Genomic DNA, 12,366 nt, shown 5'->3' on the forward strand with positions numbered 1-12,366 from the left:
CCGGAAGGAAGTAAGGAACCACCATGAGCGAGCTGACCACCTACCAGCGGCACCACCTGGCACCCACCTACGACCACCACGTCGGCCACCTCTACCCGGCGATGGTCCGGGCCAGCCAGGCGCACGTGGTGATGTTGACCGAGCAGGGGCTGGTCCCCGTCGAGCGGGGCGCCCGTCTGCTGCGCGGGCTGGCCGCGTTGCGCGCCGACACCGCACCGGCGCCGGCGTTCGACGGCACCTTCGAGGACACCTACTACCTGCTGGAGAAGAAGCTCGCCGAGGCGTGCGGCATGCCGGCGTCCGAGTTGGACGTGCAGATGGCCCGCAGCCGCAACGACCTGGACGCCGGGGTGTTCCGGATGCTGCTGCGCGGCCAGTTGCTCGACGTGCTGGACCGGGTGCTGGCCACCGGCCGGACCGCGCTGGACGCCGCCGACCGGTACGCCGACGTGGTGATCACCGGCTACACCCACCGCCGGCCCGCCCAGCCGACCACCATCGGGCACGCCCTCGCCGGGTACGCCGAGGCGCTGGTCGGCGAGGCCGCCGCCTACGCCGACCTGATCGACCAGCTCAACGTCTCGCCGCTGGGCTCCTGCGCGTTCGCCGGCACCGACCTGGACATCGCCCCGGCCCGGGTGGCCGAACTGCTCGGCTTCGACGGCCTGGTCACCAACTCGTACGAGGCGGTCGCCGGCGCCGACCACCTGGTCCGGGTCGGCACCCTCAACGCCCAGGCCCTCGCCACCGGCGCGCGGCTGGCCCGCACCCTGATGGACTGGCTGACCTGGCAGTGGGTGGCCACCCCCGGCGACTTCACCCAGGGCAGCAGCATCATGCCGCAGAAGCGCAACCCGGTGGTGCTGGAACACCTGGTGTCGATGGCCGGCGCGACCGCCGCCGACGCCGCCTCGGTGCTCAACAACGTCGGGGCCGCCTGGTGGGAGGACTCCAACAACGCCACCACCGACGTGCAGGTCCGGCTCTGGGACAGCAACGACCGGGCGGCACGGTTCTTCGCCCTGGTCGGTGGCTTCCTCGCCGAACTGGAGCCGCTGAACCCGCCCAGCCGGGAGGAGATCGTCGCCTCCGGTGCCACCACCACCGCGGCGGCCGACGCGCTGACCCGGCACGGGGTGCCGTTCCGGGCCGCCCACTCGGTGGTCGGCCGGCTGGTCCGGGCCGGCGCGCCGGACACCTGGACCGCCGACGGCGTCCGTGCCGCCGCCGAGGGGTTGACCGGTCGGCTGACCGACGACGCCGTCGCCGACCTGATCGCCGCCGCCGTCCACCCCGACCTGGTGCTCGACCGGGTGCAGGTGGACGGCCCGGGTGCCGCCGCCGTCCGCGCCCAGGTGGGTACGCTGCGCGTCGCCTTCGCCGGCGTCGCCGACCGCCGTACCGCCGTCCGCGACCGGCTCGCCCGCGCCGACGAGGCGCTGGACACGGTCGCCGCCGAGGTGGCCGGCCGGTGAGCGTGCGGCTGGCCGGGCGGGGGGCCGATCCCGGTATCCGCACCGAGGAACTGTTGCTCGGCATCGACTTCGGCGGGACCAAGATGGCCGTCGGGGTGGCCGACGGTCAGGGTCGGCTGCTGGCCCACCGGCGGGTTCCCACCCACGCCGAGCGCGGTGCCCCGCAGGCGCTGGACCGTGCCCTGGAGCTGGCCGGGGAGCTGGTCGCCGAGGTGGGCGGGCCGGTGGTGGCGGCCGGGGTGGCCTCGCCCGGCGTGGTCCGCCCGGACGGCATCGACCTGGCCCCCAACGTGCCCGGCTGGGAGCGGCTGCGACTGGCCGACGCGGTCCGCGACTCCCTCGGCGTGGCCCGGGTGGCGGTGGACAACGACCTGAACGCCGCCGCCCTGGCCGAGCTGCGGCTCGGTGCGCTGCGGGACGCCGACCCCGGCCTGGTCGTCGGGATCGGCACCGGCGTGGCGGCGGCCGTCACGGTGGGCGGCACGGTCCTCGCTGGTCACCGGGGCGCGGCCGGCGAGATCGGGTACGCGGTGACCGGCGGCCCCTGGCCGGGCACCATGCTGGAGCTGGACTTCTCCGGTCGGGCGCTGGACCGGCTCGCCGACGAGCTGGGGGTGGCCGGTGGCGCGGCCGGGCTGGCCGCCGCCGCCGAGCGGCCCGGGGCGGCCCGGGACGCGCTCACCGTCCGGGTCGACGAGCTGGCCCGCCACCTGGTCACCTGCTGCCTGTTGCTCGACCCGCAGCGGGTGGTGCTGGTCGGCGGGGTGGCCGGCAGCACGCTGATCCGGGGGCTGCTCGTCGACCGGCTGACCGAGGTGCTGCCGCACCGGCCCGACGTGGTGCTGTCCCGGTTCGCCGACGACGCGGCACTGCTCGGCGCGGTCACCCTGGCCCGCGAGGCGGTCCCGGCGGCCCGCTGACCGGGCGTCGCGCCCGCGCCGACACATGCCGTCGGCCCGGGCGCCCGCTCCGCGACAGGGCGTGCGGATGCCGTTCCCGCTGGAATTCCCGCCGTCGGTGCGACGGCCGCCGCAAGCCAGCGCGGACCATAAGCGCTGCTCGCGGGCGTGCGTCGCGGTGCGGCTCGCGGGCGTCTGTCGCTGGGTGCTGCTCGGGGCGTGTGTCGCGGACGCTGCTCGCGGGTGTTCCTTACCCATCGGGGGTCATACCCGCCCCGAGGGATGATCCCGGGTCAGCGGCACCGCACCGGCCAACCGAGGCTGTCTCCGGCCAACCCAGGACTGTCTCCGGAGATCTTGGAGGCATTCGGCCCCTCCAGGGGTCGATCCCTTCCAAGACCGCCTTTGGGGTCGGAGAAAATTGGGTGCGGGGGTGGTGGGGTGGTGGGAGGGTGCTGGGATGGGAGAGGCGCGGGGGTTCGGGTACGTCGAGCGGGGCGACGGATCGGTGGTGATCAGCCATCACGGGCGGCCGGCGGGGACGCTGCGCGGTGAGCGGGCGGCCGAGTTCCTCGCCGAGGTCGACGACGACCCGCAGTTGGTGATGGCCCGCTGGACCGGCAACTACCGGCGGGGTAACGAACGCACCGCCCGGCAACACCCCCGCAACCGGGGCTGAGGCACAGTCAGGGCCCGTACCCGAAGGCACGGACCCTGACCTCGGCCAACTCGTCGATGCGGCCCAGGTCGACACCTTCCAATGCGCCGATAGGCACGGCTGGTGCCGGACCGGCTCCCGCCCGACCGTGCTGGGCGGCACGGCCGAGGCCCGAGCGGTTCGGCGGCGTCGGTCGTTCGCCGTCACGGCGGCGTCGGCGTTCGGCGTCACGGCAGCGTCGGCGTTACGGCGGCGTGTGCCGGCCGGTGTGACGGCGGCGTCGGCCGTTCGGCGTCACGGCGGCGTGTGCCGGCCGCAACCGGCCCCGGTCAGAGCGGGATGTTGCCGTGCGCGCCCCGGGCGGCCGGGGCACCGGCGAGGGCCTCGGCGATCCGGTGGCGGGTCTCCTCCGGCTTGATCACGTCGTCCACCACGCCGATCTCCAGCGCCCGGGTTCACCCCGCCGGCCACCTGGATCTGCTCCTCGATCAGCCGGGCCCGCAGCGCCTCACGCTCGTCGGCCGGGGCGGCGGCGAGCTTCTTGCGGTACAGGATGTTGACCGCCGCGCTGGCGCCCATCACCGCGACCTCCGCGTTCGGCCAGGCGAACACGGCCGTCGCGCCGAGCGAACGGGAGTTCATCGCGATGTACGCGCCGCCGTACGCCTTGCGGGTCACCAGGGTCACCCGGGGCACCACCGCCTCGGCGAAGGCGTGCAGCAGTTTCGCCCCGCGCCGGACCACGCCGTCCCACTCCTGGCCCAGGCCGGGCAGGTAGCCGGGGACGTCGACCAGCACGATCAGCGGCACCCCCAGCGAGTCGCACATCCGCACGAAGCGGGCCGCCTTCTCGGCGCTGGACGCGTCCAGGCAGCCGCCGAGCCGCAGCGGGTTGTTGGCGATCACGCCGACCGTCCGACCGGCGAACCGGCCCAGCGTGGTGACCACGTTCGGCGCCCACTTGGCGTGCAACTCCACGCCCGGTGCGTCGAGCAGCGCCTTGACCACCGGCTTCACGTCGTACGCCCGGTTGGTCTCGGCCGGCATCTTCGCGGCCAGGTCGTGCCCGTCGTCCGCGCCGGTCAGCACGTCGTCGGGGCTGAGCCGGCCCTGCCGGCCGAGCAGCGCGGCGAGCCGACGCGCCTCGGTCATCGCCGTGTCGTCGTCGGCGCAGGTCACGTGGACCACACCGGAGCGCCGGCCGTGCGGCTCGGGGCCGCCGAGGCGCTCCATGTCGACCTGCTCACCGGTGACGCTGCGGACCACCTCCGGCCCGGTCACGAAGATCCGGCCGGCCCCGCTCATCACCACGATGTCGGTCAGCGCCGGACCGTACGCCGCGCCACCGGCCGCCGGGCCGAGCACCACCGAGATCTGCGGCACCCGCCCGGAGGCGCGCACCATCGCGGCGAAGACCTGGCCGACGGCGTCCAGGGCCACCACGCCCTCGGCCAGCCGGGCCCCACCGGAGTGCCAGAGGCCGAGCACCGGCACCCGCTCCCGCACCGCGGTGTCGATGGCGTCGACGATGTGCCGGCACCCGTCGGTGCCCATCGCGCCGCCCATCCTCGTGGCGTCGGTGGCGTACGCGATCGCCGGCGTACCGTCGATCTCACCGCGCGCCCAGAGCACGCCGGAGGTGTCCCGCGCGGCCAGCAGGCGCAGCGAGCCGGCGTCGAACAGGGCCCGGAGCCGCACCTCGGGATCGCGGTGGTCGGCTGCCGTGCCGCCCGTGCTGACGGCGCTCGTGGTCACTGCTGCCTCCAAGGCGGTGGTCTCAGACCCGGGTGAAGACGAGAGCCACGTTGTGCCCGCCGAAGCCGAACGAGTTGTTCAGCGCGGCGGGGATGTCCAGATGCCGCACCTTGTTGGCCGCCACCTCCAGGTCGAGACCGTCGTCCGGGTCGTCCAGGTTGATCGTCGGCGGCACGATGCTGTCCCGGATGGACAGGATGGTGGCGATCGACTCCAGCGCGCCGGCCGCGCCGAGCAGGTGCCCGGACATCGACTTGGTGGCGGTCAGCACCGGGTGGTCACCGAGTGCCCGGTGCAGCGCCTTGATCTCGGCGAGGTCGCCGACCGGCGTCGAGGTGGCGTGCGCGTTGACGTGCACGATGTCGGACTTCGCCACGTCGGCGTCGGTGATCGCCTTGGCGATGGCCCGGATCGCGCCCGCCCCCTCCGGGTGCGGCTGGACGATGTCGTAGCCGTCGGAGGTGAGGCCGGCTCCGGCGAGCCGCGCGTAGACCCGGGCCCCCCGGGCGGCGGCGTGGTCGGCCCGCTCCAGCACCAGGATGCCGGCGCCCTCGCCGAGGACGAACCCGTCCCGGCTCTTGTCCCACGGGCGGGACGCCCGCTCCGGTTCGTCGTTGCGGGTCGACATGGCCCGCATGGAGCTGAAACCGGCGATCGGCAGCGGGTGGATGACCGCCTCGGTGCCGCCGGCCACCACCACGTCGGCCCGGCCGGCGCGGATCATGTCCAGGCCGAGCGCGATCGCCTCCGCGCCGGTCGCGCAGGCGCTCGCCACCGAGTGCACCCCGGCCTGGGCGGCCAGCTCCAGCCCCACCCAGGCGGCGGGGCCGTTCGGCATCAGCATCGGGATGGTGTGCGGGGAGACCCGGCGCGGCCCGGACGCCTCAAGGATGTCGTCCTGGGCGAGCAGGGTCAGCGCGCCACCGATGCCGGAGCCGACGCTGACCCCCAGCCGCTCCCGGTCCAACCCGGAGTCGGCCAGGCCGGCGTCCGCCCAGGCCTGCTGCGCCGCGACCAGCGCGATCGCCTCGGAGCGGTCCAACCGGCGCAGCTTCACCCGGTCCAGCACCTCGGACGGCTCGACCGCCAGCCGGGCGGCGATCCGGACCGGGAGCTGGCCGGCCCACTCCTCGGTGAGCGGACCCACCCCGGAGCGGCCGGCGAGCATGGCGTCCCAGGTCGACGCGACGTCCCCGCCCAGCGGGGTGGTCGCGCCGAGCCCGGTGACGACGACGTCGATGCGACTCATATCAGGACTGCGCCTCGATGAAGCTGACGGCGTCCCCGACGGTCTTCAGGTTCTGCACCTCGTTGTCCGGGATCTTGACGCCGAACTTCTCCTCGGCGGCGACCACGACCTCCACCATGGAGAGCGAGTCGACGTCGAGGTCGTCGGTGAAGGACTTCCCCTCGGCCACCTCGTCCGGGTTCACCCCGGCAACCTCTTCGAGGATCTCGGCGAGGCCGGCGGTGATCTCGTCACGGGTCATTGCGGTTGGTTCCTCTCATCGGGGGATGCTCGACGGTCGGCGACGCCGGCCGTCACACCTCGGCGCGTGCGCGTCCGAGGGGGTCTCTTCAGGGGCAGCGGACGACCTGACCGGCGTAGGTCAGGCCGCCGCCGAAGCCGAACAGCAGCACCGGGGCGCCCGAGGGCACCTCCCGCCGCTCGACCAGCTTGGACAGGGCCAGCGGGACGCTCGCCGCCGAGGTGTTGCCGGACTCGACGATGTCCTTGGCGATGATCGCCTGCGGGATGTTCAGCCGCTTCGCGATGCCGTCGATGATCCGGGCGTTGGCCTGGTGCGGCACGAACGCGGCCAGCTCCGACGGGTCCACCCCGGCCTTCTCGCAGGCATGTAGGGCCAGCGGCGCGAGCGCGGTGGTGGCCCAGCGGAACACCGCCTGCCCCTCCTGCGCGACGTACGGGCGCCAGCCCTCGATCCGGACCGCGTCGCTCTTCTCCGGGGCCGAGCCCCAGACCACCGGCCCGATCCCGGTCGGCTCGTCGTCGGCGGTGGCGGTGACCACCGCCGCGCCCGCGCCGTCGGCGAAGATGATGCAGGTCGAGCGGTCGGTCCAGTCGATGAAGTCGGAGAGCTTCTCCGCGCCGATGACGATGGCGTTGCGCGCCGCACCGGCCCGGATCGCGTGGTCCACCGTGCCCAGCGCGTACGCGAAGCCGGAGCAGGCGGTGTTCAGGTCGAACGCGCCCGGGGCGGTGATGCCCAGCTTGGCGGCGACCCGGCAGGCCACGTTCGGGCTGCGGTCGACCGAGGTGCAGGTGGCGACCACGACCAGGTCGATGTCGGCGGCGCTGAGGCCGGAGTTGGCCAGCGCCTTGCCGGCCGCGGCGGTGGCCATGTCGGCCACCGTCTCACCGTCGGCGATCCGCCGGGAGACGATGCCGACCCGGTCCCGGATCCACTCGTCGTTGGTGTCGACGAACTGGGCGAGGTCGTCGTTCGTCACCACCCGGGAAGGCTGGTAGTGGCCGAGGGAGACGATCCGACTGCCGGTCATGCGTGGCCTCCGATGCGGGCGAGGGGTTGGCCCGGCGCGACCGGGTCGTCGTGGTGGGCCAGCCACTCGGTGAGCAGGCCGCTGTCGTGGGCGGTCACCTCGACCGGACCCTGGCGGGTGGTGACGTGGCCGATGACCTGGCCGGTACGGAGGTCCGCGCCCTCGTCGAGGTCGGCGAGCGGGGCGAAGGTGCCGGCGGCGGGGGAGACCACCACCCGGAACTGGATCACCGGCTCGTGGCCGCGCAGGCCGCTGTGCCGGGCGATCAGGGCCCGGGCGGCGGGCAGGTCGTCGGGGGTGTTCAGGGTGACGATCTCCGGTGCGCCGGTGCCCTTGAGTTCCCGCTTGACCAGCCCGGCGAGGGTGCCCGCCGGGGGTAGTTCGATGACGCCGGTGACCCCGAGGTCGGCCAGCGTACGCATGCACAGGTCCCAGCGCACCGGGGCGGTGACCTGCCGGACCAGCCGCTGGACCAGCTCCCGGCCGTGGCTTACCGCGCTGCCGTCCAGGTTGGACAGCAGGATCCGGGCCGGGTCGGCCGGGGTGATCCCGGCGGCGACCCGGGCCAGCGCCGCCTCGGCGGGCGCCATGTACGGGGTGTGGAACGCCCCGGCCACCTGGAGCCGGATGATCCGGGCCTTCGCCGGCGGCTCGGCGGCGAGCTTGTCCAGCGCGTCGAGCGCGCCGGCGGCGACGACCTGGCCGGCGCCGTTGCGGTTGGCCGGGTGCAGGCCGTGGGTGTCCAGGGCGGCCAGCACCTCGTCCGGGTCGCCGCCGAGCACGGCGGCCATCCCGGTCGGCTCCAGCGCGCAGGCGGCGGCCATCTCCCGGCCGCGTACCCCGGCGAGGGTGATCGCCGCCTCGGCGGGCAGCGCCCCGGCCAGCGCCGCGGCGCCCAGCTCGCCGACGCTGTGCCCGGCGACCAGGCTCACGTCGTACATGGGTAGCTGCTCGGCGGCGAGGAGGGCGGCGGCGACCAGCAGTGGCTGGGTGCGGGCGGTGTCCCGGATCTCGTCGGCGTCCGCCGTCGTGCCCAGGTGCACCAGGTCGACCCCGGCGAGCGCGGACCACCAGCGCAGCCGCGACTCGGCGCCGGTAAGGTCGAGCCACGGGGTCAGGAAGCCGGGTTTCTGGGAACCCTGGCCGGGCGAGAGTACGGCGAGCACGCCTATGACTCTCCCCGATACCCCGGGGTAGCGCTGTGCGGGCTGACACCAAACCGCACTAGAACCTTTGGAGGAACCCTACAAAGATCGGCGGTTATCATCGCCTGTATGCGGCGTTTTCCGGGCGGATGCGGTCATTGTCTGAGTCGGCACCGGTGCGCCCGCCGGGACCACCGGGTCGAGCCGACCCACCGTCAGCGCCACCTGGAGCGCGAAGGCGTCCCGGGGAGTCAGCGGCGAGAAGCCGGTCACCTCGGCGATCCGGCGCAGCCGGTAACGCACCGTGTTCGGGTGGACGAAGAGCGCCCGGGCCGCGCTCTCCAGCGTCCCACCGGCGGCGAAGAAGGCGTCCAGCGTCTCCAGCAGTTCCCCGCCCGCGCGGACCAGCGTGGCGTACACGTCGTGGCGCAGTCGGCGGCGGGCCTCGGTGTCCCCGGCGAGGGCCCGCTCGGGCAGCAGGTCGGCCGCCGGCACCGGCCGGGGCGCGGTCGGCCAGGCCGGTGCCGCGCGAAAACCGGCCAGCGCCGCCCGGGCCGACTCCGTCGCCTCGTCCAGACTGGGTACGGCCGGCCCGACCACCACCGGCCCCTCGCCGAACGCGGGGAGCAGCTTCTCGGTGGCGGCGACCGGGTCGGCCGCGCCGCCGAGCACGATGACCAGCCGGTCGCCGTGCACGCCGCCGATCACCTCCACCCCGATCCGGCGGGCCTGCCGGTAGACGGCGTGCAGCACCACGGTCACCTCGCCGCCGGGGGAGCGGCCCACCGCCACCGCCACCGGCGGCGCGTCCGCCCAGCCCAGCGCGGCGGCACGGCTGGCCAGCACGTCGGGCGAGTCGCCGCGCAGCAGCGCGTCCACCAGCAACGCCTGGAGCCGGGAGTCCCAGGAGCCGCGTGACTCGGCGGCCCGGGCGTACACCCGCGCGGCGGCGAAGGCGATCTCCCGGGAGAAGCGCAGCACCGCCTCGCGCAACTGCTGCTCCTCGCCCGGCACGGCCAGGTGCGACACCTGCTCCTCGACCACCTCGATGGTCACCTTGATCAACGCCACCGTCTGCTGGAGGCTGATCGACCGGGCCAGCGCCAGCGGCGCGGTGGCGAAGACCTCGTCCGACACCTCCTGGGTGCTGTCCGCGCTCCCGCCGCCGGAGCGCAGCCACTGCACCAGGGACCGCGCGCCGGCCTGCGCCACCAGCATCACCCAGGCACGCTGGTCGGCCGGCAGTTCCCGGAACCAGGGCAGGGTCTCGTCCATCCGGGCCACGCTGGCCGTCGCCAGCGCCCCCGCCGCCCGTTCGATCCGGCGCAGGGTGGCCGACAGTTCCGTCCCGCCCGGTTCGCTCACCGCTCCAGCCTGACACGTGCTGACCAGGCCCTCCACGCCGGCTCCGGTCGACGCGGCCGGTGCCGGCTCAGCGGGCGGCGCGCCGCCCGCACCGGCGGCCCCGGCCGGCACCGCCAGGTCCGGCGACGCGGAGCTGTGGCACGGGATGCGCGAGCCACCGGATGGCTGCTGATCTGGCCGCTCGCGTTCCCGGTCCGGGAGACGATCTTCCCGCGCCGGCCGAAGTCCTGACATCGGGGTACGCGCTGTACGACGTGTCGGTGCCGGACAGTACGGTGGCACTGCCGCCGGGGTGCTGTCCGGCGCGCGACGCGAGCGTGAGGAGACCGGGATGGCGCACGGGGAGGCCGACCACGGCTGCGCCCAGGGCGAGCCCTGCCGGCCGGGCCACCACGACCAGCCGGGGCCGGCGCGACCGCACCGCCGGCTGCCGGCGGAGCAGGTCTGCCGGGCGTCCGAGTGGGCCGACGACGAGCTGGGGGTGCCCCGCCAGCGGGGTGTCGAGCCGGCCGACGGTTCGGCGTCCCGGCCGGGGGTGGAGCCCGTCGGGGCGGGGGAGCCCGGCCTGCCGCCCCGGGCCTGCCGTAGCGACCTGGCCGGCTGGGCCGGCGCCCACCGGCACGGCCCGGTCCGCCCCAACCGGCGCCCGCAGCGCCGGGAACGGCCGCCACACCGCTGGTGCTGACCGCCTGACGGCCCGCCGGCCGTTAGCGTGGGCGGCGTGAAGGCGATCACGATCGACGCGTGGGGTCCGGCCGACCGGCTGGCCCTGCGGGAGCTGCCCGATCCACCGATGGGGCCGGACACGGTGCTGGTGCGGGTACGCGCCGCCGGGGTGAACCCGGTCGACGGGAAGGTCCGCGAGGGCCACCTGGCCGGGGCGTTCCCGAGCCACTTCCCGCTGGTGCCGGGCTGGGACGCGGCGGGCGTGGTGGCGGCGGTCGGCCCGGCGGTGGCCGGGTTCGCCGTCGGCGACGAGGTCGTCGGGTACGTCCGCCGCGACGACCTCCAGTACGGCACCTACGCGGAGCTGGTCCCGGCCCCGGAGCGCTGCCTGGCCGACAAGCCCTCGCAGGCGTCCTGGACGGAGGCGGCCGGCCTGCCACTGGCCGGGCTGACCGCGTACCAGGCGCTGCAACTCGCCCGCACCGGCGCGGGGGACACCGTGCTGGTGCACGGCGCCTCGGGCGGGGTGGGGCACCTGGCGGTGCAGTTGGCCCGGGCGCTCGGCGCGGACCGGGTGATCGGCACGGCGAGCGAGGCCCACCACGACTTCGTCCGCTCGCTGGGTGCCGAGCCGGTCAGTGACGGCACCGGCCTGGCCGACCGGGTCCGGGCGGTCGCGCCCGACGGGGTGGACGTGGCGCTCGACCTGTACGGCGGGGAGACGCTGGACGTCTCGGCGGCGCTGCTGTCCCGACCGGCCCGACTGCTCTCCACCGTCGACCCGGAGCACGTCAGCCGGCTCGGCGGCAGCTTCGTCTTCGGGAAACCGTCCACGGTGGACCTGAGGGTGCTGGCCGGGCTGGTCGACGCCGGCCGGCTCACCGTGCACGTCGCCCAGGTGTTCCCGTTGGCGCGGGCCGCGGACGCCCAGCGCCTGGTCGAGGCCGGGCAGGTACGCGGCAAGGTGGTGCTGGAGGTCTGAGCCTCAGCGGGTGCGGCGGCGGATCAGCAGCGCGATGCCCGCCAGCCCGAAGGTGATCACCAGCATCACGCCGACGTTGAGCAGCAGCAGTCGTTGAAGCTCGCCGATGGCGTCGTCGATGTCCCGGGCCGGGTTGAGGGCCTCCTCCGGGATCACCCGCTCGCCGCCGCCGACCCCGCCGCTGACCGTGTCGAACTGCCGCTCCAGCGGCACCCCGGCGGTGCGCAGCGTCTCGGACATGTTGAGCCGGCCGAGGAACCAACCGGCGTTGGTCTTACGGGAGTCGGGCTGCTTCGCCGGACGGTAGGCCCGGGGGCCGCCCTTGGCCAGCGGGTAGAGGTCGTACGTCTGCTTGGGCACGTCCCCGGCGAGCACCACGACGGTGTACTTCGGACCGAGGTCGGCGGGCGTCGGTCCCTTGGTCTGGCCGGTGCGGCCGAACCAGCTCACCTGGTCGATGACCGCGACCACGTGGGTGGGGCTGGTGTCCGCGCGCAGCCGCAGTGGCTCGGTGAGCCCGACCCCGGTGATGTCCACCCCGGCCGGTGGCGTCTTCGGCGCGGCCCGGTGCGCCGCAGCCGCCGGTGCCGCCGGGCCGGTGCTCAGCACCACCACCGCCACACCCATGGCGACCGTTCCGAGCAGTCGCCTCACCCTTCCGACCATCGCCGCCTCCTCGCCCCGTTCGATGGATGGCTGTGCTGCAGGTACGCGCGGGTCGGTCGACGTCGGTGACCGTGCCGGCGGGAACCGGACCTCACCTAAGAGACTCCACTGAGCGCCGCTTGGTTGCAGCTCTGGGAACAGTATGTGGAACTATCTGCGACCCCGGCCCGACTAATATGCAGCCGTGTATCAGCGGGCGGATCGTACCTTTGCGGAGGGGTTCATGGGGGGC

Annotated in this window: 11 protein-coding genes and 1 pseudogene; 5 read left to right on the forward strand and 7 right to left on the reverse strand. The window is 74.7% G+C overall.

The window, feature by feature from the left end:
* Window positions 1-23 precede the first annotated feature (23 nt).
* The 3 genes from ACIQG9_RS08625 to ACIQG9_RS08635 all read left to right on the forward strand — a co-directional run bounded on the left by ACIQG9_RS08625 (window position 24) and on the right by ACIQG9_RS08635 (window position 3,053).
* On the forward strand, window positions 24-1,475 hold the full coding sequence (locus ACIQG9_RS08625) for an argininosuccinate lyase (protein WP_400399352.1): 1,452 nt from the start codon (window positions 24-26) through the stop codon (window positions 1,473-1,475).
* Entirely contained in the window at window positions 1,472-2,395 is a 924-nt protein-coding gene (locus ACIQG9_RS08630) for an ROK family protein (RefSeq protein ID WP_400399354.1), read from the forward strand. Before ACIQG9_RS08625 ends, ACIQG9_RS08630 begins: the two co-directional genes overlap by 4 nt.
* Before the next feature lie 439 nt (window positions 2,396-2,834).
* Window positions 2,835-3,053, forward strand: coding sequence for a hypothetical protein (locus ACIQG9_RS08635; protein ID WP_400399356.1), 219 nt, complete (start codon window positions 2,835-2,837; stop codon window positions 3,051-3,053).
* Window positions 3,054-3,361: 308 nt separating this feature from the next.
* Here ACIQG9_RS08635 and ACIQG9_RS08640 read toward each other — a convergent pair.
* The 6 genes and pseudogenes from ACIQG9_RS08640 to ACIQG9_RS08665 all read right to left on the reverse strand — a co-directional run bounded on the left by ACIQG9_RS08640 (window position 3,362) and on the right by ACIQG9_RS08665 (window position 9,856).
* Window positions 3,362-4,787 (reverse strand): annotated as a pseudogene (locus ACIQG9_RS08640) (acyl-CoA carboxylase subunit beta).
* 22 nt (window positions 4,788-4,809) lie between these two features.
* Window positions 4,810-6,036 (reverse strand): beta-ketoacyl-ACP synthase II, encoded by a 1,227-nt coding sequence (fabF, locus tag ACIQG9_RS08645; protein ID WP_400399358.1) that lies wholly within the window; start codon window positions 6,034-6,036, stop codon window positions 4,810-4,812.
* Window position 6,037: 1 nt separating this feature from the next.
* The gene (locus ACIQG9_RS08650) at window positions 6,038-6,277 is read right to left on the reverse strand and encodes an acyl carrier protein (RefSeq protein WP_396859739.1); all 240 of its coding nucleotides are present in this window, start codon (window positions 6,275-6,277) and stop codon (window positions 6,038-6,040) included.
* An 88-nt stretch (window positions 6,278-6,365) separates the two neighbouring features.
* Window positions 6,366-7,310 carry a beta-ketoacyl-ACP synthase III gene (locus ACIQG9_RS08655; protein WP_400399361.1) on the reverse strand — a complete coding sequence of 315 codons (945 nt, stop codon included), beginning with the start codon at window positions 7,308-7,310 and terminating at the stop codon, window positions 6,366-6,368.
* Complete coding sequence (locus ACIQG9_RS08660) at window positions 7,307-8,476, reverse strand: acyltransferase domain-containing protein (RefSeq protein WP_400399363.1); 1,170 nt, start codon at window positions 8,474-8,476, stop codon at window positions 7,307-7,309. The genes ACIQG9_RS08655 and ACIQG9_RS08660 overlap by 4 nt, the downstream gene beginning before the upstream one ends.
* 78 nt (window positions 8,477-8,554) lie before the next feature.
* Window positions 8,555-9,856: a PucR family transcriptional regulator gene (locus ACIQG9_RS08665; RefSeq protein ID WP_400399365.1), complete on the reverse strand. Its 1,302-nt coding sequence runs from the start codon at window positions 9,854-9,856 to the stop codon at window positions 8,555-8,557.
* A 295-nt stretch (window positions 9,857-10,151) separates the two neighbouring features.
* Here ACIQG9_RS08665 and ACIQG9_RS08670 point away from each other — a divergent pair, with 295 nt between their 5' ends.
* The gene (locus tag ACIQG9_RS08670; protein WP_400399367.1) at window positions 10,152-10,505 is read left to right on the forward strand and encodes a hypothetical protein; all 354 of its coding nucleotides are present in this window, start codon (window positions 10,152-10,154) and stop codon (window positions 10,503-10,505) included.
* A gap of 36 nt (window positions 10,506-10,541) precedes the next feature.
* Window positions 10,542-11,468 (forward strand): NADP-dependent oxidoreductase, encoded by a 927-nt coding sequence (locus ACIQG9_RS08675; protein WP_400399368.1) that lies wholly within the window; start codon window positions 10,542-10,544, stop codon window positions 11,466-11,468.
* Between the two features lie 3 nt (window positions 11,469-11,471).
* Here the strand turns inward: ACIQG9_RS08675 and ACIQG9_RS08680 are convergent, their stop codons facing one another.
* Window positions 11,472-12,134, reverse strand: coding sequence for a hypothetical protein (locus ACIQG9_RS08680; RefSeq protein WP_400399370.1), 663 nt, complete (start codon window positions 12,132-12,134; stop codon window positions 11,472-11,474).
* Window positions 12,135-12,366 lie beyond the last annotated feature (232 nt).

The sequence above is a fragment of the Micromonospora sp. NPDC092111 genome (assembly GCF_044755745.1).
In the GTDB taxonomy this organism is placed as follows: domain Bacteria; phylum Actinomycetota; class Actinomycetes; order Mycobacteriales; family Micromonosporaceae; genus Micromonospora.